The organism is bacterium, from assembly GCA_035454885.1.
Taxonomy (GTDB): domain Bacteria; phylum UBA10199; class UBA10199; order JACPAL01.
This window is the reverse complement of sequence record DATIGE010000047.1, coordinates 70,447-95,135: the sequence shown is the minus strand read 5'-3', so window position 1 is coordinate 95,135 and position 24,689 is coordinate 70,447. Positions and strand designations below refer to the sequence as shown.

18 protein-coding genes and 1 pseudogene are annotated in these 24,689 nt (G+C 61.6%); 12 read left to right on the top strand and 7 right to left on the bottom strand.

Annotation, left to right across the window (positions count from 1 at the left end):
- Positions 1-78 precede the first annotated feature (78 nt).
- The 5 genes from mfd to VLJ37_08645 are packed head-to-tail and all read left to right on the top strand — an operon-like array spanning position 79 to position 7,369.
- A complete protein-coding gene (gene mfd / locus VLJ37_08665) occupies positions 79-3,549 on the top strand; it encodes a transcription-repair coupling factor (protein ID HSA59741.1) in 3,471 nt (1,156 codons plus the stop codon).
- A complete protein-coding gene (locus tag VLJ37_08660; GenBank protein ID HSA59740.1) occupies positions 3,546-4,505 on the top strand; it encodes a peptidyl-prolyl cis-trans isomerase in 960 nt (319 codons plus the stop codon). The genes mfd and VLJ37_08660 overlap by 4 nt, the downstream gene beginning before the upstream one ends.
- A 4-nt stretch (positions 4,506-4,509) precedes the next feature.
- Positions 4,510-5,118: a SurA N-terminal domain-containing protein gene (locus tag VLJ37_08655; GenBank protein ID HSA59739.1), complete on the top strand. Its 609-nt coding sequence runs from the start codon at positions 4,510-4,512 to the stop codon at positions 5,116-5,118.
- Positions 5,115-5,999, top strand: a complete 885-nt coding sequence (gene pdxA / locus VLJ37_08650) for a 4-hydroxythreonine-4-phosphate dehydrogenase PdxA (protein ID HSA59738.1) — start codon at positions 5,115-5,117, stop codon at positions 5,997-5,999. The genes VLJ37_08655 and pdxA overlap by 4 nt, the downstream gene beginning before the upstream one ends.
- Positions 5,996-7,369, top strand: a complete 1,374-nt coding sequence (locus tag VLJ37_08645) for a phosphoglucomutase/phosphomannomutase family protein (protein ID HSA59737.1) — start codon at positions 5,996-5,998, stop codon at positions 7,367-7,369. The genes pdxA and VLJ37_08645 overlap by 4 nt, the downstream gene beginning before the upstream one ends.
- A 29-nt stretch (positions 7,370-7,398) precedes the next feature.
- Here the strand turns inward: VLJ37_08645 and VLJ37_08640 are convergent, their stop codons facing one another.
- Both VLJ37_08640 and mgtA read right to left on the bottom strand, forming a co-directional pair.
- Positions 7,399-8,145 carry a ZIP family metal transporter gene (locus tag VLJ37_08640; protein ID HSA59736.1) on the bottom strand — a complete coding sequence of 249 codons (747 nt, stop codon included), beginning with the start codon at positions 8,143-8,145 and terminating at the stop codon, positions 7,399-7,401.
- Positions 8,142-10,673, bottom strand: coding sequence for a magnesium-translocating P-type ATPase (mgtA, locus tag VLJ37_08635; protein HSA59735.1), 2,532 nt, complete (start codon positions 10,671-10,673; stop codon positions 8,142-8,144). Before mgtA ends, VLJ37_08640 begins: the two co-directional genes overlap by 4 nt.
- Positions 10,674-10,841: 168 nt before the next feature.
- On the opposite strand from mgtA, the gene uvrA reads away from it, so the two are divergent.
- Positions 10,842-13,694, top strand: coding sequence for an excinuclease ABC subunit UvrA (gene uvrA, locus VLJ37_08630; protein ID HSA59734.1), 2,853 nt, complete (start codon positions 10,842-10,844; stop codon positions 13,692-13,694).
- A gap of 171 nt (positions 13,695-13,865) precedes the next feature.
- Here uvrA and VLJ37_08625 read toward each other — a convergent pair whose 3' ends face one another.
- Entirely contained in the window at positions 13,866-14,888 is a 1,023-nt protein-coding gene (locus VLJ37_08625; protein HSA59733.1) for a hypothetical protein, read from the bottom strand.
- Between the two features lie 273 nt (positions 14,889-15,161).
- Between VLJ37_08625 and VLJ37_08620 the strand changes: the two genes are divergently transcribed.
- The 3 genes from VLJ37_08620 to VLJ37_08610 all read left to right on the top strand — a co-directional run bounded on the left by VLJ37_08620 (position 15,162) and on the right by VLJ37_08610 (position 16,822).
- The gene (locus tag VLJ37_08620) at positions 15,162-15,383 is read left to right on the top strand and encodes a hypothetical protein (GenBank protein ID HSA59732.1); all 222 of its coding nucleotides are present in this window, start codon (positions 15,162-15,164) and stop codon (positions 15,381-15,383) included.
- Positions 15,384-15,418: 35 nt separating this feature from the next.
- Positions 15,419-15,637, top strand: coding sequence for a hypothetical protein (locus VLJ37_08615; protein ID HSA59731.1), 219 nt, complete (start codon positions 15,419-15,421; stop codon positions 15,635-15,637).
- Positions 15,638-15,931: 294 nt separating this feature from the next.
- A complete protein-coding gene (locus VLJ37_08610; protein ID HSA59730.1) occupies positions 15,932-16,822 on the top strand; it encodes a hypothetical protein in 891 nt (296 codons plus the stop codon).
- 180 nt (positions 16,823-17,002) lie between these two features.
- Here VLJ37_08610 and VLJ37_08605 read toward each other — a convergent pair whose 3' ends face one another.
- On the bottom strand, positions 17,003-18,820 hold the full coding sequence (locus VLJ37_08605; GenBank protein ID HSA59729.1) for a long-chain fatty acid--CoA ligase: 1,818 nt from the start codon (positions 18,818-18,820) through the stop codon (positions 17,003-17,005).
- A 308-nt stretch (positions 18,821-19,128) separates the two neighbouring features.
- On the opposite strand from VLJ37_08605, the gene VLJ37_08600 reads away from it, so the two are divergent.
- Entirely contained in the window at positions 19,129-19,995 is an 867-nt protein-coding gene (locus VLJ37_08600) for an FAD:protein FMN transferase (GenBank protein HSA59728.1), read from the top strand.
- Here the strand turns inward: VLJ37_08600 and VLJ37_08595 are convergent.
- The 3 genes from VLJ37_08595 to VLJ37_08585 all read right to left on the bottom strand — a co-directional run bounded on the left by VLJ37_08595 (position 19,970) and on the right by VLJ37_08585 (position 22,081).
- Positions 19,970-20,989, bottom strand: a complete 1,020-nt coding sequence (locus VLJ37_08595; protein ID HSA59727.1) for a hypothetical protein — start codon at positions 20,987-20,989, stop codon at positions 19,970-19,972. The two genes, VLJ37_08600 and VLJ37_08595, sit on opposite strands and share 26 nt — an antisense overlap.
- 311 nt (positions 20,990-21,300) lie before the next feature.
- Complete coding sequence (locus VLJ37_08590; GenBank protein HSA59726.1) at positions 21,301-21,759, bottom strand: hypothetical protein; 459 nt, start codon at positions 21,757-21,759, stop codon at positions 21,301-21,303.
- Positions 21,752-22,081 carry a hypothetical protein gene (locus VLJ37_08585; protein HSA59725.1) on the bottom strand — a complete coding sequence of 110 codons (330 nt, stop codon included), beginning with the start codon at positions 22,079-22,081 and terminating at the stop codon, positions 21,752-21,754. Before VLJ37_08585 ends, VLJ37_08590 begins: the two co-directional genes overlap by 8 nt.
- A 280-nt stretch (positions 22,082-22,361) precedes the next feature.
- On the opposite strand from VLJ37_08585, the gene VLJ37_08580 reads away from it, so the two are divergent.
- Entirely contained in the window at positions 22,362-23,873 is a 1,512-nt protein-coding gene (locus tag VLJ37_08580) for a hypothetical protein (protein HSA59724.1), read from the top strand.
- A 21-nt stretch (positions 23,874-23,894) separates the two neighbouring features.
- Positions 23,895-24,656, top strand: a pseudogene (locus VLJ37_08575) (FAD:protein FMN transferase).
- The last annotated feature ends 33 nt before the right edge of the window (positions 24,657-24,689 follow it).

Here is a 24,689-nt window from a genome sequence, read left to right as displayed (position 1 = left end):
AAATCTCTGCCAACGGACACCCCATAATTATCGATGGGATTGACGGTTCCAGTTCTCTTGAATACCAAGGGAACCCCTGTGCCCGCGCCTCTGGAACATCTCGCCGATCAAATCCGGTCCGGGGCCCGGGCCCTGACCTTGAGCGGTCTCGTGGGCTCCTCGAAGGCCTACGTCCTCTCGCGGCTCCTCACCTCCGGCGCCGGGCGCTGTTTCATCTACCTCGCTCCGCGCGCGCGGGAGGCGGCGCGGTTCCTCAAAGACCTTGAGTTCTTTCTAGGGGATTTTGCCGAGGGCGAGACCTTCTTTTTTCCCCCGCACGACGCCCTGCCCTTCACGCCGCTGTCGCCCCACGTCCAGATCACCTGCGAGCGACTCAGAACGCTCCAGGCCTTCACGCGGAAGGCGCCTCCCCTCTTCACGGCGACAACGGTCCCGGCTGTCCTCACCCCCCTTCTGCCCAAGCCGGTCTTGGAGACGCCTCTCGCGATCAAGACCGGAGAAGACTTGGATCGCGACGAATTTCTCGAGAACCTGGCCGCCTGGGGCTATCAGAACGTCCCGCTCGCCGTCGATCCCGGCAACGTCGCCGTCCGCGGGGCGATCGTCGACGTCTTTCACCCCCTCCATCCCTATCCGCTCCGGATCGAATGGATGGGCGACACGGTGGAGTCCATCCGCGCCTTTGACGCCAAGACCCAGCGGTCTCTGGAGGGGCAAGGCGCCTTGACGGCGGCCTCCCTCATCCCCGTCCGCGAGGTCGTCCTGAACGACAAGACCGCCGCGACGTTCGCCGAAAAGGCGCGAAGGACGGCCGAGGACCGCGACCTGTCCCGCTCCCATTGGGCGGGACCCCTGGAAAAGGTCCGGGAGGGCATTCCGTTCGCGGGGATCGAGACGTATCTCCCTCTCTTCTATGACCGCCCGACGTCCTTCTGGGATTGGCTGCCCGAGGACGCCGTCATCCTCGCCGACGATTTCGCCGCCCTCGAGGCGGTGATCGAAGAACACGCGGACGAGGTGAAGACCCTGGTGGCCGGCAAGGAAACCCTCATGCGCCCCGAAGACGTCTTGCTGACGGGCGCCTTTCGCGAGGGAATCGCTCAAAGAACGAGAATCACGCTCGGCTCCGTGTCTTCGAGGCCTGCGGAGGAAATCGCCTTCCAGGCAGAATCCCACGACGAGGTCCGCCGGGAGATCGAGAGGAGCAGGAAGGGCGTCGAGCCCCTGGCCCCTCTTGCCAAGCGCATCCAGAATTGGGCTCTGACCGACCGCGTCTTTCTGGTCGCCGGCTCCGTGCCCCAGGCCGAGCGCCTGCGCGACCTCCTCCTCCATTACCTGCCGCACCTGGGAGAGGTCTCGACCTCACGTTTCATCGAGGCCGCGGCGCCCGAGGCGAGCGTCACCCTCCTCTCCGGCGACCTGAGGGCGGGCTTCCGGCTCCCCTCCGAACGGATCACGATCCTGACCGACGAGGAGATCTTCGGCCCCAAGGTCCGCAAGCCCGCCCGCGAGGGTAAGGGCGGCCTCGACCTCTCCGCCTTCGCGGAGCTGAAGACCGGCGACCCCGTCGTCCACAAGGAACACGGGATCGGGCTCTACCGGGGACTCATACCGATGGAGATTGAGGGGGCCCGGAACGACTTCCTCACGATCGAATACCGGGACGGCGACAGGCTTTACGTGCCCGTCTACCGGATGAACCTGGTCCAGCGCTACACGGGTGCGGACGGAAAACCTCCCAGGCTCGACAAGATGGGAGGGGCCTCCTGGGCGAAGATCCGGGCCAAGTCGGAGAAGGTCATCAAGGAGCTAGCGGGCGATCTCTTGAACCTCTATGCCGCGCGCACGGCGGGCCACAAGCCGCCCTTCCCCCCGCCCAACGAACTCTTCGAGGCCTTCGAGGCCTCCTTCCCCTACGAAGAGACTCCAGATCAAGACCGGGCGATCGCCGAGGTCTTAGATGATATGCAGAAGGACAAGCCCATGGACCGGCTCGTGTTGGGGGACGTCGGCTATGGCAAGACCGAGGTCGCCCTCCGCGCGGCGTTTTTGGCCGTCCTCGACGGGCGGCAGGTGGCCTTCTTGGTGCCGACGACGCTCTTGGCCTTCCAGCACTACGAACGCTTCTTGGAGCGCTTCAAGGACTATCCGGTCGCGATCGACATGATCTCGCGGTTCCGGTCGCCCGCCGAGCAGAAGGAGACCGTCAAAAGGCTCGCCCAGGGCGAGGTCGACGTCGTCGTCGGGACGCACCGCCTCCTCCAACCGGACGTCTCCTTCAAGAACCTGGGCCTCCTCATCATGGACGAGGAGCACCGCTTCGGCGTCGAGCAAAAGGAAAAGATCAAGAGACTGAAAAAGAACGTGGACGTGCTCGCCCTCTCCGCGACGCCGATCCCCCGCACCTTGTACATGTCGCTCGTCGGCATCCGGCCCATCAGCGTCATCGAAACCCCGCCCACCGACCGGCTCTCCATCCGCACCTTCGTCATGCCGTTCGAAGAGGAGGTCGTTCGCGAGGCGATCGTTCGAGAGCTCAAGCGCGGCGGCCAGGTCTTCTACGTCTACAACGAGGTGGCGACGATCGGACGGATGAAGGAGAGGCTGGAGAGGGTCATTCCAGAGGCCCGGATCGGTGTCGGCCACGGCCAGATGGACGAGGACGCGCTCGAGCAGGTGATGGTCCGGTTCTTCCACGGGGAATTCGACTTGCTGCTCTGCACGACCATCATCGAATCCGGCATCGACATCCCGACGGCGAACACCATCTTGATCCACGACGCCGACCACTTTGGCCTCGCCCAGATCTACCAGCTCCGCGGACGCGTCGGCCGCGGCGGCCACCGCGCGTACGCCTATCTGCTCGTCGAGGAAGGCAAGAAACTCACGCCGGAGGCGACGAAGCGGCTCTCCGTCCTGCAGCGCTTCTCGGAGCTGGGCGTCGGCTACAAGATGGCGTCCTACGACCTGGAGATCCGCGGGGCGGGAAATCTCCTGGGGTCGAGCCAGTCCGGCCAGATGGCGGCGATCGGCTACGATCTCTACACGGAGCTCTTGGAAAAGGCCGTCCACGAGCTGAAGGGCGAGCACGTCCTGGAGGAGATCGACCCCGAGCTCCACTTCGCGGTCCCGGCGTACCTCTCGGAGGACTACATCCCCGACCCGCCGGTCCGCCTCGAGACCTACCGCCGGCTGTCGTCCCTCTCCGACGAGCTGGAGGCGGACATCGTCCGTGAAGAAATGAGGGACCGCTTCGGCGAGCCGCCGGCGGAGGCCGAAAACCTCCTGGAGCTCTCGGGTCTCAAGGTCCACGCGAAGCGTCTCCGCATCAAGCAGGTCCGCGCGGACGCGAAGCACTTCGTCTTCGCCTTCGACCCGTCCTCGCCCTTAAACCCCGACCTCCTCATGCAGCGGATCACCCAATCCCCCAAGCGCTACCGGCTGACGCCGGACTTTCGGTTCATCGTCACCCACGGCCTGGAGAAACCCGCCGAGGCGCTGGCGGCGGCCAAGAAATTTCTGCGGGAATTGACGCTTCACCTCTCATGACATTAGATGCTCCCGACATGAAGCTCCGCCATCTCATCCTGTTGCTCCTGCTGCTCGCGGGCTGCTCAAAACCCGCTGGTCCCGTGGTCGTCGCGACCGTCGACGGAGAGCCAATCCTGGCGGAGGATCTTCAAAGGGTGCTGGCCGAACAGGCCGACGACTACGGGCCGGACGTCCTGGCCGATCCCGAAGGGAAGACAGTCGTCAAAAAGACGCTCTTGAACGGCCTCATCCAGGAAAAGGTCCTCCTCCAGACGGCCCGCGAGAAAGGCATCTCCCTGACCCCCGAGGAGCAAGAAAAGTTGTCCGCGGAGGCCCAGTCCGGCTACCGCGAGGGCGAGTTCGAAAAAATTCTTGAAGAGAAAAAGGTCCGCCGGGAGGATTGGGCGAAACGGAGGGAAAACAAGAAAATCATCGACAAGCTGATCGAACAGGAAGTCACCGCGCCGCTCAAACCCACGGAACGCGAGATCGAGGACTATTACAAGAAGTACCGCTCGGTCTTCAGGCTCCCGGACCGCATCCGCTGCCGTCACATCGTCACCAACAAGAAGGACAAGGCCGAAAAGATCCGCTCCCTCCTGGAGAAGGGCGAAAACTTCGCAAGCGTCGCCCAGAAATATTCGGAGAGTCCGGACCGGGAGAACGGCGGCGACCTGGGCTACGTCTCGCGCGGTCAGTACCCGGAAATCTTCGAACAGGCGTGCTTCACGCTGGCCACGGGGCAGACCAGCGACGTGATCCAGTCGGAGTACGGCTATCATATCTTCCGCGTCACCGACAAACAGCCCAGCCGCCAGCAGCCCCTCCCCGAGGTGTCGGCGGAGGTCGAACGCCGCATCAAAGAGGAAAAGGCCGGCCCCGCCCTCAAGGACTGGTTTGACCAGCTTTACCGCAACAAGAAAATTACGATTGACGACAAGGCTCTCAAAGAGGTCTCTCTAGGGGTCCAATAGCCATATGAGAACATCCATCTTCCTGATTTTGCTTGCCGTTTCGGCACTTGCCTCCGGGCGGGCCGCCGCCGAAATCGTCGACCGGGTCGTGGCGGTCGTGGGCAGCGACATCATCACCCTCTCGGACGTGAAAAAGTTTTCGGCCCAGCGGTCGGCCAATCCCCGGCTCGCCGAGGGCATGGCGGGGGCTCCTGCCGCCTCCAAGGACCCCCTCGAGGCCCTGATCCGGGAAAAACTCCTCAAGCTCGAGATGGAACGCCTGGGGGTCGCCGCCACCGACGGCGAAATCGACGCCGCGGTGAACGACGTCGTCACTCGGAACGGCATCACGCTCGATATCTTGAAGTCCGAACTCTCCCGAAAAGGCACGCCGTTCGAAAAATACAAAAAGGATCTGGGCGATCAGATCCGCCAGATGAAGTTCCTGAGCCAGGTCATCTTTCCGCGCATCAAGATCTCGGAGGACGACGTCGCGCGCAAGGCGGGTGCGAAGCCGAGCGACGAGGCCCGCATCCGCGCGCGGATGGAACTCCTCCAGGCCCGGTCGTCGGAAGAGCTCGTCAAGTACCTCGATGAGGCGCGCTCCAAGACCTTCGTCGAAATCAAACAATGAAACGGCCCTTGATCGGCGTCACTTTGGGCGACCCGAAGGGCATCGGTCCCGAGGTCGTGCGCAAGGCCCTCGCTTCCAAGGCCGTCCGCCGGGTTTGCGATGTCCTCCTCTTCGGCGACACGGCCTACTATGACTGGAAGCGCGCGCGGAAATTGACGGACGTCCAGTGCGGACGCATGTCCGGGTATTACGTGGAGGAGGCGGCGCGCGCGGCGCTGCGCGGCAGCGTGGACGCGATCGCCACGGCCCCCATCTCCAAGGAGAACCTCAATGCGGGCGGCTACCGGTACCCCGGCCACACGGAATTCCTGGCCCATCTTTCCCACGTGCGGGAGGTGCGCATGATGATGGCGGGGCCAAGCCTCAAAGTGGTCCTGGTCACGATCCACGAGCCCCTCGCGAAGGTCGCTGGCATACTGAGTGCCGGCGGCATTTTCAAGACGATCGAGATCACGCAGGCCTCGCTTCGGGGCCGGTTCGGGGTCCATAGGCCGCGCATCGCCGTCGCGGCCCTCAATCCCCACGCGGGCGAGGCCGGGATGTTCGGCGACGAAGAGCGGCGCGTGATCCTTCCGGCCGTGAAAAAAGCCCTGTCTCAAGGTTGGAACATCACCGGCCCCCTCTCCGCAGACACCGTCTACCACCGGGCGGTGAAGGGCGAGTTCGATTGCGTGGTCTCAATGTACCACGACCAGGGGCTAATCCCGCTCAAGCTGCTTCATTTCGAAGACGCGGTGAATATCACGTTGGGCCTCCCGTTCGTCCGGACGAGCGTGGACCATGGAACGGCATTCGACATCGCCGGGAAGAACGTCGCGGATCCGTCGAGCATGATCGCGGCCATTTTAACGGCGGCCAAGATGGCCAAGGGGAGACAATGATAAAATTCGGCACCGATGGGTGGCGGGCGATCATTGGGGACGAGTTTACGTTCGAGAACGTCGAGCGCGTGGTCCAGGCGTACACCGATGTCGCCGCCGCGCCGAAAGGCGCAGCGATCTATGTCGGACACGACCGCCGCTTCCTCTCCCGCGAATTCGCCGAGCGCGCGGCCGGGGTCTTGGCGGCCAACGGTTTCACCGTCCACCTCTCCAAGGATTACTGCCCCACGCCCTGCATCTCCGTCATGACGAAGAACTTGAAGGCCTCGGGGGGGGTCGTCATCACGGCGAGCCACAACCCCGCCCCGTGGAACGGGGTCAAATTCAAGGAGTCCTACGGCGGCTCCGCCTCGCCCGAGTTCACGGCCAAGGTGGAAAAGAGGCTTTCCGAAGGCGTTTCGGTCAAGAGAACCGGCGACGGGAGGATACTCTCCTTTGACCCCCAGGACGCCTACGTGAAGGCCCTCCGCGAGCGCGTCGACGTCAAGGCGATCGCAAGATCCAACTGGAAGGTCGCCTATGACCCCCTCTTCGGGGCCGGCGGGGGTTTTCTCGGAAAGGTCCTCGAACGGCCGGTCCATGAAATCCACGGCGAAGAGAACCCTGCCTTCGGCGGTCTCAATCCCGAACCGATCGGCAAGAACCTGGGCGCTTTGACGGCCCTCGTGCCGGGGGAAGGATTCGACGTGGGGCTCGCGACCGACGGCGACGCCGACCGGATCGGCGCGGTGGACGAGACCGGAATCTTCGTCACGCCGCAGCAGATCTTCGCACTTCTGCTAGGGCGCCTGATCGAGCGGGGCGAACGGGGCGACGTGGTCAAGACGGTTTCCACGACGGGCATGATCGACGCCATCGCCGCCCGGCACGGCCTCAAAGTCCACGAGACGCCGATCGGGTTCAAACACATCTGCGCCAAGTTTCTCGAAACGACGCCCCTGATCGGCGGAGAGGAATCGGGCGGCATCGGCATCCCCTCCCACGTTTACGAACGGGACGGCCTCCTCTGCGGGCTGATGCTCCTGGAGATCATGTCGGCCAAGAACAAAAGGCTCGGGGAGATTCTCAAGGGCTTGGAGCGGGAAATCGGCCCTTTTCACTTCGTGCGGGAGGACGTTCACCTCTCCGACGAACAAAGGACCCAGGTTGAGGATGCTATGACGAAGGACGCGCGGGGGAGCCTCGCCGGCCTGAAGATCCGGGGGGTCAACCGGCTGGACGGAACGAAGTATCTCTTGGAGACCGGCTCCTGGCTCCTCCTCCGCCTCTCCGGTACGGAGCCCCTTCTCCGGATCTACGCCGAGACCCACTCCCCCCAGCAGACCCGCGACCTGATTCGGGAAGGCCGCCTCCTCCTGGGTCTCGCCTAGAAAATATCCCAAACCCCGCGGGCGTCCTTTCATTCCAACAAGGTCAGCAGGGCCATGATGCCCACCCCCAGCAGGATGAGTCCGAATTGGGCGATCGAACTCGAGAGCCGCTCCTCGTGGTGGAGTTCGGGAACGAGGTCCGATCCGGCGATGTAGAGAAACCCGCCGGCGGTGACCGGAAGCATCGCCTGGACGAGATTTCCGAAGTAAGGACCAACGGCCAGGACGAGGATCGTTCCCAAAACGGCGACCAGCCCGGAGAGGAAATTGAAAAGAATCACCCTCCGGATCGGAAGGCCGCCGTGCGCAAGCACTCCCGTGTCCCCGATCTCCTGGGGAATTTCGTGAAGGATGACCGCGACGGTGGTCGTGACGCCGATCGGAAGGCTCACCAGGTAACTCGCGCCGATCAGGGCGCCGTCGATGAAGTTATGGAGGGCGTCGCTGACCAGGTTGATGGCCACGACCGGATGGACGTGACGGTCGGAAACCGGGACGTGGCAGTGGCGCCAGCGAAGGACCTTTTCGAGGACGAAGAAGATCAGAATGCCTGCGATGACGAGCAGCGAGTCGGAGAGCGACGGCCCGTTTCTCGCGAAGGATTCGGGAAGAAGATGGATCAAGGCGTCTCCGAACAGTCCGCCGGCGGCGAAGCTCACCAAATAAAGCGTGATCCTTTGAACCCGGTCCTGCCGGACGGTCAGCGCCATGACGCCCACGAGCGATACGAGGCTCACCGCGGAGACGCTGAGAAGACTCGCAATCCAGATGGTCACGCCGCCCTCCTGTAGAACCAATTCTTCGCAAGTTCCGTCACAGCGACGTAAAGCAGCGTGATCCCGACGAGCGCGCCCACGACCGCGCCCGGCATGGCCGTAAATCCGAAGAACCCCGCGAGGGGGAGATAAGGAAGCGCCAAGGCGACGGGGACGGTGCCCAAGGTCAAGAGAAGCATCAACCGACCGGGCCGGCTGCGGAAAAAAGGCCGCCGGGTCCGGACGATGAAGGCGACGACAAGTTCGGTGAGAAGAGACTCGACGAACCACCCCGTTCGAAACAATTCGGGACCTGCGCGAAAGATCCCGAGAAGGGCGCCGAAGGTCAGAAAGTCGAAGACGGAACTCAGGACGCCGAATTCGACCATGAAGGCGCCGATGAACCGAATGTTCCAACGCCTGGGCCGGTCGACCAGCTCCGGATCGACGCTGTCGTCAGCGATGCCGAAGGCCGGGATGTCCGAAAGGAAATTGTTGAGAAGGATCTGGCCCGCCAGGAGGGGAAGAAAGGGGAGAAACATCGAGGCCACCGCCATGCTGACCATGTTGCCGAGGTTCGCGCTCATGGTCGTCAACACGTACTTGAGCGTGTTGGCGAAGGTCTTTCTCCCCTCCTCGATTCCGCGCCGGATGACGTCCAAATGGCGTTCCAAGAGGACGAAGTCCGCCGCCTCTTTGGCCACGTCCACGGCCTCCTCCACCGACAGGCTGGTATCCGCCGCGTGCATCGCGGGGGCGTCGTTCACGCCGTCGCCCAGCAGGCCCACGACGTGGCTCATTTTTTTGAGCGCGAGGATGATTCTTTCCTTTTGATTCGGGTCCACTTCGACGAACAAATCGGTTTTTTCGGCGGCCTGGCGAAGGGCGTCGTCGTGCATCTCCTTGATCTGGCGGCCCGTGAGGACGCGGTCGGTCCGCAAGCCGACCATCGCCGCGACGTGTTGCGAGACCGGCCGGTTGTCGCCGGTGATCAGCTTGACGGCGACGCCGAGCCCCGCGAGATCGGCGATGGCCTCCGGGACGCCGTCCTTGGGGCGGTCGAGGAAGGTCAAGAAACCCATGAAATCGAGGTCGCGCTCGTCGTCCCGGCCATAGGAGGACTTTTCGGGGATCTTTCGCGCGGCGACGGCGAGCACTCGGACGCCCTGGCCGCTCCACTCCTGAAACCTTCTCTCCAAATCGGCCCGACGTCCGGCGTCCAGCGGCGTTCCGTCCGCGAGCCGCAAGCAGGTCTCCACCACGGACTCGAACGCCCCCTTGGTGATGAGACGGATGACGCCGGATTCGCGCACGATCACGCTGAGGCGTCTGCGGATGAAGTCGTAGGGGATCTCGGCGATCTTTTTGACGAGGCTCAAGTCCGGGGACGAAGCCTGAAGGATGGCGTCGTCGAGCGGATTGGCGAGCCCCGTCTGCAGGGCGGCGTTCCAGGCGGCGAGCCGCAGGATTTCAGGAGAAGATTTTCCGGACTCGTCGTAGGCGCCCTCGACCTTCACGACTCCCTCGGTGAGCGTGCCCGTCTTGTCGGTGCAGAGAACGTCCATGCTGCCGAGGTTCTCGATGGCGTTCAGGTGCCTGACGAGAACGCCGTGACGCGCCATCATCTGCGCGCCTCTCGCCAGGTTGATGCTCAGGATGGCGGGCAGGAGTTCGGGGCTCAGGCCGACGGCGAGGGCGACGGAAAAAAGCAGGGTCTCGACGGGCGGGCGCCCCAGGAGCATGTTCACGGCGAAGATCACGAGCACCATCACGAACATGGTGCTCGTGAGGAGGTATCCGAACCTTCGGATCCCCTTCTCAAAATCGGTCTCGGGGGGGCGGAGAGCCAGGCGATGGGCGATCGCCCCGAATTGGGTCGCGCGCCCCGTGGCGACGACGAGGCATCGCGCCGTGCCGCTCCGCGCGTTCGTCCCGAGAAAGACGCAGTTGCTGCGCTCGACAAGCTCCGCTTGGGAATCGACGGTTCCGGCCTTCTTCTCCACGGGAAAGCTCTCGCCGGTCAACACGGCTTCGTTCACGAAGAAATCGGTCGCCTCCAACACCACGCCGTCCCCGGGGACCAGGCTTCCGGCGGACAGAAGAACGATGTCCCCCGGAACGATCTCCCGGACCGGAATCATGACCGCGCGCCCGTCCCTCAATGCGCTCGCCCGCGTCCGTATTCGGTCCTGCAGCTCGGCCGCCGCCACCTGGGCGCCATACTCCCGGGAATAGCCGATGCCGACGCTGACCAGGACGATCGCGAACACGATCGCGGAGTCGATCCATTCGCCGGTGGCCACCGAGACCCCCGCGGCGAACAGAAGCAGCAGCAGGAGGGGGTTTCGGAGCTGGTCGGTGAAGGCGCGCAACCGGGACAAGGGGCGATGCTCTTTCAGCTCGTTCGCACCCACCTCGTTCAGCCGCCTCGCCGCCTCGTCCGACGAAAGGCCGTCGCGGCTCGACCGAAGCTGGCGCAACAGCTCGCCGCCGTCGTGGCTCCAATAGGACTCCGGACCGGCTTGCCGGGCTTCTTTGGAGCGGGTCATCGCCCTAAAATAGCCGCGGCGGCCCTCGAAACCAAGAGGCGAATCGGGTCGACGACCTGGCGCAGGGCGGGCCTTGGATTCGGGCCAAAAGTGAACCTAGCAACTAGTTTGCCATTGAATCGATAACGAAACCGCCCTACGCTTGAATATTCGGGCTTTTTACCTTCTATGGAACCTCAAAACCTGCACGTCAAAGGCGCCCGCCAGCACAATTTGAAAAACATCGACGTCGAGATGCCGCGCAATAAGCTCGTCGTCATCACTGGGCTTTCGGGCTCGGGCAAGTCGTCGCTCGCCTTCGACACCATCTACGCCGAGGGCCAACGCCGCTACGTAGAGTCTCTCTCGGCCTACGCACGCCAGTTCTTGGAACAAATGGGCAAGCCCGATGTGGATTCCATCGAGGGCCTCTCCCCCGCCATCTCCATCGAACAGAAGACGACCTCCCACAATCCGCGCTCGACGGTCGGCACCGTCACTGAGATCTACGACTACCTCCGCCTCCTCTTCGCCCGCGTCGGGCGGCCCCACTGCTACGAGTGCGGCAAGCCGATCACCAGCCAGACCGTCTCGCAGATGGTCGACCAGGTGATGAAGCTCAAGGACGGCTCGAAGATCCACGTGCTCGCCCCCATCGTCCGCAACCGCAAGGGCGAATACGCGAAGGAGCTCCAGCAACTGAAGGGCCAGGGCTTCGTCCGCGTGAAGGTGGACGGGGACATGAAGGAGCTCGACGAAGAGATCAAGCTCGACAAGAAAAAGAAGCACAACATCGATTTGATCGTCGACCGGCTGATCCTCAAGTCCGGGATTGAGCAGCGCCTGGCGGATTCCCTCGAGACCGCTCTCCGGCATGCGGATGGCATCGCCAAGGTGGAGGTCCTGGGCGGCGAAACCGTCATTTTTTCCGATAAATTCGCCTGCATCGACTGCGGGGTCTCCTACCCCGAGATCACGCCGCAACTCTTCTCGTTCAACAGCCCCTTGGGGGCCTGCAAGGAGTGCAACGGGTTGGGGACCAAGATGTTCTTCGACCCGGACTTGATCGTCCCCAACAGGACCCTTTCGCTGCGCGAGAGCGCCATCGTCCCATGGGAGCGGCGGGCGTCCGAATTTTACTGGAACATGCTCGAGGCACTCTCCAAGCACTACGGCTTCGATTTGGCCTTGCCGTGGGAAAAGCTGCCCAAGAAGGTTCAGAACGTCATCCTCTTCGGCTCCGAGGAAGACCGCGTCCAAATGACCTACGACTTGGACGAGAAAAAGGACTCCATGTGGAGCCAGTTCGAGGGCGTCATCCCCAACCTCGCGCGGCGCTACAAGGAGACCGACTCGGACTGGATCCGGGAGGACATCGAGCGCTACATGAACGTCCGCCCCTGCCCGGAGTGCCGCGGGGCGCGGCTCAAGAAGGAGTCGCTGGCCGTCAAGATCGAGGGCCAGTCCATCTTCGAGACCACGCGGATGTCGGTCCGAAAGGCCGTCGACTGGTTCCAGAAGATCAAATTCACCAGGAAAGAGACGGAGATCGCCGAACGGATCTTGAAGGAGATCCGCGAGCGCCTCTCGTTCATGGCGAACGTCGGCCTCGATTACCTGACCCTCGAGCGCACGGCCGGCACCCTCTCCGGCGGCGAGGCCCAACGCATCCGGCTCGCCACCCAGATCGGATCCTCCTTGGTGGGTGTCCTTTATATCCTGGACGAACCGTCGATCGGACTCCACCAGCGCGACAACGACCGGCTGCTGGGCACCCTCATGCGCCTGCGCGACCTGGGCAACACCGTGCTCGTGGTCGAACACGACGAACAGATCATGGAAAGCGCGGACTACATCGTCGACATGGGCCCGGGCGCGGGCATCCACGGCGGCTACGTCGTCGCCTGCGGGACGCCCGAGGAGGTCACGAAAAACCCGAAGTCGTTGACGGGCCAGTACCTCTCCGGGAAGATCAGGATCCCCGTCCCCGCCAAACGCCGCAAGGCCAACGGCCGGGCGATCCGGCTCGTGAAGGCTTCCGAGAATAATCTCCGCGAACTCACCGTCGAAATCCCCCTGGGCCTTTTCATCTGCGTGACCGGCGTCTCGGGCTCGGGCAAGAGCACGCTCATCAACGACACCCTCTACAAGGGCCTCGCCCAACGCCTCTACGGCTCCAAGGAGCCCGCCGGCAAGATCGATGCGATCGAGGGCCTGGAGCACATCGACAAGGTCATCAACATCGACCAATCGCCGATCGGGCGCACGCCCCGCTCCAACCCGGCCACCTATACGGGCGTGTTCACGTTCATCCGCGACCTCTACGCGGAACTGAACGAATCGAAGGCCCGCGGCTACAAACCGGGGCGCTTCTCATTCAACGTCAAGGGCGGCCGCTGCGAGTCCTGCGAGGGCGACGGCATTCTCCGGATCGAGATGCACTTCCTCCCGGACGTCTATGTCGAGTGCGAGGTCTGCAAGGGCAAGCGTTTCAACCGCGAGACGCTGGAAATCCTCTACAAGGGCAAGTCGATCTCGGACGTCCTCACCATGACCGTCGAGCAGGCGCTGGAGTTTTTCGACCACATCCCGGCCATCAAGTCGAAGCTCGCCACCCTCATGGAAGTGGGATTGGGTTACATCGAGATCGGCCAGTCAGCGACGACGCTTTCCGGCGGCGAGGCCCAGCGCGTGAAACTGGCCAAGGAACTCTCCAAAAGGGCGACCGGCCGGACGCTCTACATTCTGGACGAGCCGACGACCGGCCTTCACTTCGCGGACATCCAAAAGCTCCTGGACGTTCTGAACCAATTCGTCGACGCCGGGAACACCGTCGTCGTGATCGAACACAACCTGGACGTCATCAAGACCGCCGATCATCTGATCGACTTGGGCCCCGAGGGCGGCGACAACGGAGGCCGGATCGTTGCCGAGGGCCCCCCCGAACTCGTCGCCAAGACGACGGCCTCCTTCACCGGCCAGTATTTGAAAAAGGCATTGGCGGACAGACCCTCGCGAACCTCCGTGGCAAAGGCCGTCTGAGCCGGTTTCAGGCTCAAGACCAGAATAAATCAGGAATGGGAGGAGGAAAAATTCGATCTTGGGGTCTACCAACCGTCAAAAATGGGGTTTTAAAATTCCTATTCTCCGAGGCGATCGCGATCCTGCAAGAGAGCATTTCGACGACAGGGGTGAGGTCAACGTAAAACAAACTCAGACGGCATTTTGGGCGTTCAGCGTTTGTCCGGCGGGCGTCAGGAAGGGGGAAAGATGGCGCGCTCCCAAAGCCCTCCATTCGATGAGCCCCGCAAGGAGTCTCGGGCAAAGGGGGAAGGCCTCAACGAAGGACCGCTTGGCGCTCTTGTACTCGAACCAAAACCGCTCCATGGTGCGGGGCGCAGTCTTTTTCAAAACGTCGGGCGGGATGACGGCCAAGGACGACGTGTTCAAGCACCGTTCCATGTCTTTCCATTCCCCCTCGGCATGGGAAAAGGCGACCAGGTGGTTGGGGACGTTCAGCGTCACGTCTTCCTTGAAATCCAATAGGTCGTCGATCAGCGTGAACCAGTGGCTGGTCCGACAAACCATTGTGTGGTCGTCGACGGGGTAAACGGGGAATCCTCCGAACAGCTCTTTGATGCGCAGGCACTCCATGACGACGCGGACGTTCTTTGCGTATTCGGTGCGCGCCACCGACTCGAGCAATTTCTTGGCGATATCCGGATCCTCCCGATCCAACTTCCGCCAGCCGTCCTCGAAGATCGTCGACTCGATCGCGGCGTAGGAAGAGGCGACGAAGCATTGCAACATGCGTTCGCGACCCGATGGATCCAACGCCTCGAAGTGCTCACAATCAAATCGAATCTGATCATAGTACGCGGCGAGCCTCTCGTGTTCCCTCCCGACTCCGATCCGGTCGGTCATATCTTGAGGGAAAAGAAAAAAATCATCTTTCGTCTTTTGAGAATCGAGGAGCCCTTTTAAGACGTCGGTGCCGTAACGGTGGATGAAGTTTTCGATGATTCGGTCCCCGTAGTACAGGACCGCCTTGAGAAATTTCCAAAAGATCTTATGGCAGCCGGTTCGAACGAAGGCATCATACCCGAAGAGGATTCCCGGAAAGACGAGGGTCGGCGCCAGGGCGGCATCCACGTCTTCGATTTCGCATTTGAGCTCCTTGCGAATGACCCAGGTCATCCTGGCGAAATCCCGATAGGCGAGAAGCTTGGCGAGCATAAGGGCATTTTCCCAAAATGACGGGTGTCACTCCGACCGCTCTTTCTTGAAGCGATCCGTACCGAACAATTGGCGTTAGGAACCTAAGCTTGCAAGAATTATTCCACGGGGGACGGAACAAGAGCCGAAGTCTATCTATTTGATATTACTTATTATTTATTCCTGCGGTCACAGGTAAAAGAGAGGATATTGGGGGTCAAAACTGACTCCATTCGTGCAGAACTTATCACGATGATAATAGGGGAACCATGATTCGCATCAAGTAGAAAGCCCATGACCCCGGGCGAGATTCTTCGGGAGGAATTCCTCAGGCCGTTGGATCTAAGCCAGGGGGAGTTGGCTGATCACATCGGCCCCGACGTGAAAGTCATCAACCGGCTCGTCGCCGAGGCCCTCGAACTCGTCGCCAAGACGTCGGCCTCCTTCACCGGCCAGTACCTCAAAAAGCCCCTGGCGGACAAATCCACCCGTGCCTCCGTTGCAAGGGCCGTCTAAGCCGGTTGCAGGCTCAAGACCAGAAAAAATGGGGAATGGATGCCGACCTGCCGCAGATCGTCGCGGATCTGCGTAAAGATACGAGGTTCCAGATCGACGATGTGGCGTTGGAGAATCTTTGTCTGGCCGCCTTCGATATCACCTGGACACGGGACCCCTTCGATCGCCTCCTCGTGGCCCACAGCAGAGTCCGGTCGCTTCCCCTCGGAACCCGGGACGGAAACATCCTGAAAAATTATTCTTCCGTTCTCTGATCGCTAGGAAAGCCCCAAATACTTCTCCAACTGCTTCTTCTTCAGCGACAGCCCCATCTTTTCCAGGCGGAGATCGAGCGTCCTTAAACTCATCCCCAGCTGGTGTTCACCTAATGAGCCCTTTGGATAGGACCTATAATGAGAACAAAACGAATATTACAAAAAATGGAGTCATATAAATTGCAATAATATCCATTAGATAGATAGATTCATTTTTTGGCATCCGGCTTGCTCATAAGAAAATCAGAAGGAGAAAATTTTATGGTCTTTACCGTGTCCGAAAAAGAGGTCCCCATGAGTTTGCCTAAGACCCCGCCTCCCGCAGCCCCTAATTCATGCGAACCGCCCCAGGCAAGCCCTTCTCCCTCTCTCCCGCCGGAAATTCCGAACACGATCCCGCAGGAGACCCCCAAAGACGCTACTCCGGTCTCCGCCAAACCTGCGGGTTGCCCCGTCGCGGGCTCCGAGAAAAACTCGGAGAAGGCGGCGGAGAACAAAAAGACGGACCGGTGCGAGGCGCAGGCCAAGGCCGACGCGGAAAAGGGATGTCGCGAGGCGAAACACGCCTCCCGGAAGCTGAAGGACTTGACGGAGAAGCGGGGGATGAACAAGGTGACCTCCCTGTTCGTCGGCGACGATCGCGCCTCTAGGGCCTTTAACTCGGCCCCGACTGTGGCGGCCCGGCAGGGGGTGGGAGTGGACGCCACCTATCAGAGCCCTTCCAGGCCGCAGGCCGCATCGGGTTACGGGACCTTGCCGGCTACCACGGTGGGGGAATTATCCCGGCGCGCCGTTTCCATCTCGACCGGAGGCGGCTTTGGTTCCGGGACTGGTGACGTAGCATCAGCCCCGGTCGCGCCTTCTGAGTCTCCGATGAGACGGCTTTTGATGAAGATCTTCGACGTTAACTCCCTTGATCCCCAGGACCCCAGCACCGTTGAGGTGGTCTACCCCGACGGGACGGTCCGGACATTCGAGCTGAAAAAGGGGAATTCGACGATTGATCTCGAGGTTCCCGAAGGATACACGATCAAGGCCCATTCCGGTCTTACGGGCGAGAAGTCACAGAAGAAAGGGGACAAGCGGGACAATTTCCGGGTCGATGTCTATGAAGGACCGGAAACGTCTAAATCGGGCGGCGAGCAGCCGCCGGCGGAAAAATCTCCTGCGCGTGAGGCGGCTTAAGGACCGCAAAACCAAGTCCATAAACCTCGGGACGAGAGGTCGCCGCGGACGTCTCTTCTCAAAAAGGCCCTGGCGGACAAACCCTCGCGAACCTCCGTGGCAAAGGCCGTCTGAGCCGGTTTCAAGCTCAAGACCAGAAACAATCGGGAATGGGAGGAAGAAAATCCGATTTTGGGGTTCCTAGACTCGATAGAGGGAATCAATCCCGGCCCGATAAACGTCTTCGATCTTGGGCCGCCTTAGCTTGAGGGTCGGCGTGAGAAGGTCGTTCGTCTCGGAAAACGCCTCGGGGATCACGAGGACCTTTTTGACCCTTTCGTGTTCGGCGAAGTCCGACGTGAAACGCGTGATCTGCTCCAACAGGAGGCGCTGGAGATGGCCTCCCGAATGGCCGTTCCCTTCGATCCCGCTGGCCTTGAGGTGTTCCCTGTCCGGCACCACCAGGGCGACGAGATAAGGCCTGCCCTCGCCCACGACCATGGCCTGCTTGACGTAGGGGCTTCTTTGAATCGCCTGCTCGATGGGGGCCGGATACACGTTCTTGCCATAACCGGTCACGATCATCTCCTTCAATCGCCCGCGCACGAACAGGTAGCCCTCCTCGTCCAGGAATCCCTGGTCCCCGGTGTGCAGCCAACCGTCCCCGTCTAGGACCCGGGAGGTCTCTTTCGGGTTTTTCTCATAACCTTTCATGACGCAGGGACCGCGGACGAGGATCTCGTTCTCCTCCCCGATGCGGACATCCACCTGAGGAAGGGGCTTTCCCACGGAACCCAATTTCAACCGGTGAAAGGGATTCACGGCGATGGTCGGCGCGTGCTCAGTGAGGCCGTAGCCCTCTTGGACCTTGATCCCCACGTCGAGGAAAAAACCGGCGATGTGGGGATCCAACGGTGCGCCACCGCAAACGATCTTCTTCAGACGCCCGCCGAAGGCATCCCGGATTTTCTGGTAGAAGATGCGGTCGGCCAGGTGGTTCTCCAGGAAGACGATGGCGCGCAGCGGGTTCTTCGCCTCGCTCCATTCCCGGTAGAGCCGGGTCCTCTTGAGGCTGAAATGGAAGAGGCCCGCGGCGAGCCGGCCTTTTCTGGACAATTTTTCCTTAAGGGCCAGACAGATCTTCTCCAACATGCGCGGGACCGCCGCCGTCAGGGTCGGCCGCGCGGCCTGGAGGTCCTCCATCAAATAGGCGGGTCCCCGTCCGATGACCACGGTCGCACCCATGAAGAGGTGCATGAGGAGACCGCAGGTGTGCTCGAAGGCGTGGCTCAAGGGGAGAGTGGCCAGGTGGACGTCGTCGCGATTTCCGCCGGTCGCCTCGGTGCAGGCCAGGGCATTGCTGAGGAGATTCCGGTGCGTGAGCATGACGCCCTTCATCTCGCCCGTCGTGCCGGAGGTATAACAGATGCTGGCCAGATCCTCCGGCCGGGGGCCTTCCGGTAATGACGGATTCCGGTCACGCAACTTCCTTCCCCGGTCCAGGATCTCGCCAAAGAAAAAACTGATCGCCCTCTTTTGACCCTCCATCAACACGGGCAGGTCTTCGAGGAAAAAAATATGCTTCAATCGTGGGAATTCGCTGCGGATCAGTCCCGGCAGCCTCGGTGCGAGGCCGGCCAGGAGGGAACAGAGGACCTGGAAACCCTCCAGGGCGCCCCCGCGGCCCAAGACCAGGCCCTTGGCGCCCGAAAAGAGCAGCAGGTGGCGGATCTGTCCCGCCGAAAGGGTGGTATGGATGGGGACGGTCACTAACCCCAGGCGAAAGGCGGCAAAATCCAGGACGGCCCACTCGGCGGAATTCGGGGCGAGAAACGCAAAGCGATCCCCGCGCCGGAACCCCAGGGACCAGAGCCCCAGCGCGGCCAATTTCACCTCCTCGAGGAATTCCCGGTAGGTCCAGTACTGGAGGTGACCGCCGCGGAAAAATCCGATCGCCTGACGATGGGGGAAGCGTCGTGCGGTCTTGCTCAACCGGGAAAAAATGTCGCCTTCCGTCATGGAGGCCTCAATCGAGCCCTGGATCCTTTTCATTCGATGCAGGAGCGAGACCATCTTCTTAGGGGAGCTATCCCGCTGATTTTTCTAGGGGTGGGTCAGAAAGACGTCACTTGTTTTGCTATCAAAATGATAATCATTATCAAAATGAAAATAACGACCGCGAGCGCGTCGGCACGGCCGGATCAACATGACAAGAATCGCGCCGGGCCCATGTCCTAAAGCGCGGCTTGGTGCCCTATCTTATCGCGGCCGTTCCGCTATTCCCTCATTCTTGCTACAATTACTACGTGCACATTCGGCTCCTTTTCATGACGTTGTTTCTTGGGCTTTGGACTCTCGGTTCGGCGTCCACGGCCTCCCCTGCCGCCAAGACCGTCAAGACGGACGCGATCGCCCAGGGCGTGAACGCCGCGGTCCAGGTCCATCCGGCATCGGGGGCGAAATCGCCGCCCGACAAGGCGATCCGCAAGGCCTTTGACGAGGCGAAGCGCCTCTACAAGGACCTGGATCAAAAATCTTCGGGCGAGCTCGGGCGGATCAACAAGGGCGCGGGCAAGGAAAAGGTGAAGGTGAGCGGCGCGATGCTGACCCTGCTGCGCGTCTGCATGCAGATCTCGGAGTGGACACACGGTCTCTTCGACGTCGTCCAGACGTCAGGGAAAAAGACCGCGACGCTGCAGGTCGACTTCGGTCGCGGGGAAGTCCAGCTGGAGAAAAAGGCCTGGGTCGACTTCAGCGGCATCCGGAACGGCTACGTCGTCGACCGCATGGCGGGCACGCTCAAGTCGGAGGGGTACGGCGACTTCATGATCCAGTCGGGCCCGGTGTTCCGCACCATGGGCCGTGATGGCCAGGATTACTGGAGGCTCAACGTGGCCGACCCGAACGGTTCCGGCAAGGGACTCTGCCGCGTGTCGCTCGAGGCCTCCAGCATCGCCACGGCCGACACGCGCCTCTTTCCGAATTCGCGGACCGATCTCCAAAGCGTGACTGTCATCGCCCGGAACGCCACCAACGCGTCGGCCTTGGCCAAGGCCGGCCTCTTTTCCGGCCGGGAGAACGCCCGGACGATGTTCGCCTCCATCCCCGAGCCCGGCTTCGGCGTCATCTTGGAGGACCGGAACGGCAAGATCCACATCGTGGGCGACGTCACCGCGGCGTGTTTTCAGGAATAGCAGCTCGAATTTTTTCAGCAAGATCATCGCGTCCCGCCTCTTCAAGATGGTAGGCGAGCTCTGCCCGGATCTCCTCGGCGAGATCGGAAGAGCCGAACGTTTCCAGCTTTTCGATGGCTTTCTCTGAGAGTTCCATCGCCCGATCGGGATCTCCGAGCGCAGTCATAAGTAACGTGAAGTCGCAAAGAATGGCCGCGGCGTCCTCGAACATGTAAAGGGCGCCGTCGAAATAGCCCTCCAAAAAGGACTCGAAAGCCTCTTCCAGCACTTTCTTTGCGCGATCGTCATGACCGTATTCCGCCAGTCTGTGCGCCATCTCTTCTTGAGCGTAGAAGCGATCGGCCGGATTCTTGATCCGGCGCGCGACGGACGCCGCTCGATCCAACAGCTCAGCATCCCGTTCACCGGGGGAGTGAGCTGCAATGAGGAAGACGGTCGCTGCAAATCCGGTGCTGGATTCGCCCACGCGAGCGACCTCCTCGCAGGCGGCCAGAAAAAGATCGATCGACTCGGAAGCATGCTCTTCCGAAGCACACATTCTGAAAGCGAAATGGGATGCCGAGGACTGCGACTCATTTCCGGGAAAAAGTTCGGCGGCAAGTTCAAGAAGAGCCCGAGAACGAAGAGAAGCATCCTCCGCCCTTGCGAGAAGGAAATTAAACATCTCCGACGGCCGACCGACCAGGCCGAATTCCGCGACTTGATTCGCGACCTGACCGAGGATTCCGATCCGGCGATCCCACGTGAAATCCCCTCCTAACTCGTTTTCCCACTCCCCCGTCCAACAGGCGGCGACGGCCACCTCAAGGATCTCCCGAGCCCGGTGGGCATATCCGCCTTTGACGAAATCGCGGACGATGTAGATCAACTCATACTCATAATTCTCATTGTTTCTCTCCTTTTCCGCCGCCGCGAGAGCCTCTTCGAGCCCCGCCTCGGCGACGTGACGCGCAACGCGCTCGATCTGCTCGATCTCGATCGGCGGATTTTCCAAGGGCCTTTCTCCCGTCAAATGGCGCCGATAAGCGTCGAAGGCCCGAAAGAGGGAGAACCCAACCGCCAGCTCGCGAACGGCCCGCCCTTGTTCGCTCGGCGGGACACCGTGCCCCTCGAGCAAGGCGTGGAGACAGGCGGCCCGGTCTTGCCGGATCATTTCTTCCGCCTGCAACGCCAGCGTCGTCAACGTTTCCAGAGGGATCCATGCAGAGCTTGAGGTGGCTCCCAGAGGAAAGAAAACGGGGGTCATGGCGGCTCCTTCGTCGAAACGGCGGGAGAGTTGCTGCGTGATAAGAATGCAACGGACGTTCAGCGGTCCCTTTTGCCGGCGATTTGTCTCAAACGCTCGATGTCCGCCTCGTCTTGGAGGCGGCCCGTTTTTTTCGTCTCGAGCAAGGTCTCCAGATCGACATAGTGGATTTTGACGCCTTCGATCTTCGCCGTCAGGGACTTGGGCTCCGCGTGCGCGTATTTAACGCGGTGGGCGACGGTCAGCAGGTCGACGCGCGGGGTGTCCCCGATGATCGTGAACGTCTTCTTCGTCACTTCGGCGGCGTCAAGCTCGCCCGCGATGCCCCAGGTCAATCCTTTGAGGGCTTTCAGGACCGCCTCCGTGTTCGTCTCGTCTTTCGGAATCAGGAGGTCGATATCCTTGGTGGCGCGGATCAGGCCGTGCAAGTTACAGGCATGCCCGCCGACGACGAGATAGCGCGCCCCGGCCTCGTTGAGAAGACGGCACACCTCGACCAAACGGGACCCTTTAAACAAGCCAGGGGTTGTTTTGTCTTTTTCTCCAACGCTCATAGGATGCAAAACTGTCGAAGGACTTGGTGAAGGGGACGGGACGATGGCGCGGATTCACGGCTTCCGCCTCTCGAATCAGCGCCTCCGACTGCCAGACACGCTCTTGGAGCGAAAGATGACTCCCATCGGCGGGATCGGAGCTTCCCTCCTGCCCTTTTCTGAGTACGAGCCTCAATTCCTTTAGAAGGGGATACTCCCGATTCCAGGAGTAGACTTTCCGCCTGCCCTGAAAGCGGCTCTCCAGAATCCCCGCGCGCGCAAATCGCTCGAGCTGCTTCTGAACCATATTCAGGGGGATATGAAGATGCCCGGACAATGCCCAAGCATGAGCTTCCCCGTATCTTTCGAGAAAGAGGAGGATTTTGGCCGCCGTCCTATTTCCGAAGAGGATTTCCAGCACTCGCTCACCTTGGCACGCGATCTTTCTTTTTTCAACCTAAATAATAGGTTGTGTTTGAGCCCTTCCCCCGCCGCTGTTTTTCAGAAATAAGGCAAAAGAGGACAAAAATCCTCGCAACCGAATCCAAAGATGTGCGAAGGAACCGGCAATCTCATAGGAGGTTGCCATGGCCGTCGGTGCCGTTCCCGCGTTCCGGTCCCCCCTCATCCAGGATCTCTTCGCCGCCCACACCTTTCAAAGCGGCGTTCTCCCGAATCTCGCCACGATGGAAAACCCCGCGGACGGATTCACGCCGACCCGGATTTCCAGCGGTACGGAGGTCCTTTTCTTGCCGCGCGCCGCGGACCTCGGCGCCGCCCTGGCCCCCGCCCTGACGCCTCTGTGGGAGAACGGGCTCGGCCTCGTCCTCTACCGGAACCAAGAGGCCCAGGTCCTGGGCGCCATCTTCCTGCACGGCGCGATCCGGAACGAGTGGAATGCGATCCAAAACGGCGCCTTCCAGTGCCTCGGCGGCATCATGCTCTTCAGCGACGACCCGCGCGAAAACAAGTCGGAGGCGGCGCTCATCGCCGACGTCGTCCGCAAGTCCACGGCGATGACGACCAAGTGGCAGTTCATCGACGCCAACCTGGAAGCGATCGGCCACCCCGTCCTCACCAACTTGGGCGGGGGCAAGGCTACGGCCTCTCATCCTGCAAGCGAAAAAGGCCGTCGCGACGCCGTGGCGGTCACGGCCTCGGTGGCTCGCGAGCTCGGGATCTACATCAGCGGTTCCGATCAAAACATGACGCCTGGTCTCTGCACCTATTTCTCGGAGATCGCGCCCTTTAATTTCATGGGGGCCAAAGACCATCTCTTCCCCACCTACGCCGGCATGGGCGACCCGAGCCCTTTGACGGCCCGGGGCGTCTATGAGGCTCTCCGAACGACGCGGCAAAAATTGCTCAGCGGTCACAAGGGGCCCATCTTCTTTCAAGGCTACGGCAACGTCGGGACCCCGATGGTCCGGTTCGCCGTGCAGGATGGTCATTCCATCTCGGGCATCATGGACATCGATGTGAACAAACTCGCCGCCGCCCGGCGCGACGGGATCAAGGCTCCCCTCTTTCTGCAGGTAGGCGCCAAGAGCGACATCGACCCGGCTCTCCTCTCGGCGGTCCAGGAAAACAACATTACGATCGTCGCCGAATTGTCCTCGGCCCTGGCCCAGGCGCCCGAAACAACGATCTTTTCCCCCAACGCCGGACCCCACCCGATCACGCAGGAGGTCGCCGAGTACCTGGCGAATTCCGAAGTCCGGGCCGTCATCGGCGCCGCAAACAACGTCATCGATACCGTCGGCGGCTCCATCGAGCCCTTGGCCTCTCTCCTGCAGTCGAAGGGTATTTTCGTGCCGAACGATTCGGAGACGAACCAGATGGGCGCCCTTTCGGTCACCGTCCGAAGAATCGGCCTGAACGAGGACGGGCTCTTGCGCGCCGCCGTCGGCGTCGGGAGCCTGACGGAACTCTCCCTTGCGTCCTTCCGGAGCCACACCGCGCCCCAAATCGCCCGCGACCGGGAGGCCAAACGACGCTTCAACCGCCTGGTCCGGGACGGCCGGGCCGTCGGCGGCCCCTTTCCGGGCGTGGATGACGATGGAGAAGGCGCGCAGGAAACGCTTGACCAAAGGGCCTAAGAAGCACGAGCTGGTCCCGCCATGAGACGGGCCCTTCTTCTCGCACTCCTCCTCGTCCCGGGATCTCTCCAAGCCGCGACGTTCGCCCGCACCCAAGTCCTCATGGGCGACGTCCAAGTCACCATGACCGTCGAGGCCGCCGCGTCCAAGAAGGGAAAAGCCTTCTCCTCCATGGAAAAGGCGTTCGCGGAAGCCCGGCGCCTCGAACATTCGGTGAGCGAGTGGCGGAAAGGCAGCCAGGCTACGCTCCTCAACCGGAACGCCGGCAAGGCCCTGGTGCCGGTCGATCGCGAGATGACGAAAATCCTTCTCCGCGCGCGGGAGATCTCGGAGATGACGGACGGGGCGTTCGACATCACCTTCGCGTCGCGAAAAAGGAATATTACGTTCCGGGACGTCGTCGTTATCCCGGAATTGGGTCTCGCCTATTTGCGTCCCGGCGTTCGAATCGGCGTCTCAGGGATCGCCAAGGGCTACATCGTCGATGCCATGTCACGTATTCTGCGGCGGGCCGGTTTTAAGAAATTCCTCGTTGACGCGGGGGATCTTTACGCCTCCGGCCGCTGGACGATCGGAATTCGAAACCCGGACGTACCGGGCTCCGCCGAAATCCTCTGCGAGATCGAGGCCGAGAACCAAGCCGTCTCGACCTCGGGTCAATACGAGCGCGGGGCCCACATCATCGACCCTCGAATCCGAAAACCCGCCATGGGATTGAAAAGCGTCACGGTCATCGCCCCGACATCGACGACGGCCGACGCCCTGGCCACGGGCCTTTTCGTCCTGGGTCCCGCTGAATCGGAAAAGGTTCTGGCA

Coding starts and splice junctions, on each gene's coding strand:
- VLJ37_08605 (HSA59729.1), bottom strand. CDS start 18,820: ATGACGGAAGGCGACATTTTTTCCCGGTTGAGCAAGACCGCACGACGC.
- VLJ37_08645 (HSA59737.1), top strand. CDS start 5,996: ATGATAAAATTCGGCACCGATGGGTGGCGGGCGATCATTGGGGACGAG.
- mgtA (HSA59735.1), bottom strand. CDS start 10,673: ATGACCCGCTCCAAAGAAGCCCGGCAAGCCGGTCCGGAGTCCTATTGG.
- VLJ37_08585 (HSA59725.1), bottom strand. CDS start 22,081: ATGGTTCAGAAGCAGCTCGAGCGATTTGCGCGCGCGGGGATTCTGGAG.
- VLJ37_08600 (HSA59728.1), top strand. CDS start 19,129: ATGACGTTGTTTCTTGGGCTTTGGACTCTCGGTTCGGCGTCCACGGCC.
- pdxA (HSA59738.1), top strand. CDS start 5,115: ATGAAACGGCCCTTGATCGGCGTCACTTTGGGCGACCCGAAGGGCATC.
- VLJ37_08655 (HSA59739.1), top strand. CDS start 4,510: ATGAGAACATCCATCTTCCTGATTTTGCTTGCCGTTTCGGCACTTGCC.
- VLJ37_08620 (HSA59732.1), top strand. CDS start 15,162: ATGACCCCGGGCGAGATTCTTCGGGAGGAATTCCTCAGGCCGTTGGAT.
- VLJ37_08610 (HSA59730.1), top strand. CDS start 15,932: ATGAGTTTGCCTAAGACCCCGCCTCCCGCAGCCCCTAATTCATGCGAA.
- VLJ37_08580 (HSA59724.1), top strand. CDS start 22,362: ATGGCCGTCGGTGCCGTTCCCGCGTTCCGGTCCCCCCTCATCCAGGAT.
- VLJ37_08615 (HSA59731.1), top strand. CDS start 15,419: ATGGATGCCGACCTGCCGCAGATCGTCGCGGATCTGCGTAAAGATACG.
- VLJ37_08660 (HSA59740.1), top strand. CDS start 3,546: ATGACATTAGATGCTCCCGACATGAAGCTCCGCCATCTCATCCTGTTG.
- VLJ37_08625 (HSA59733.1), bottom strand. CDS start 14,888: ATGCTCGCCAAGCTTCTCGCCTATCGGGATTTCGCCAGGATGACCTGG.
- uvrA (HSA59734.1), top strand. CDS start 10,842: ATGGAACCTCAAAACCTGCACGTCAAAGGCGCCCGCCAGCACAATTTG.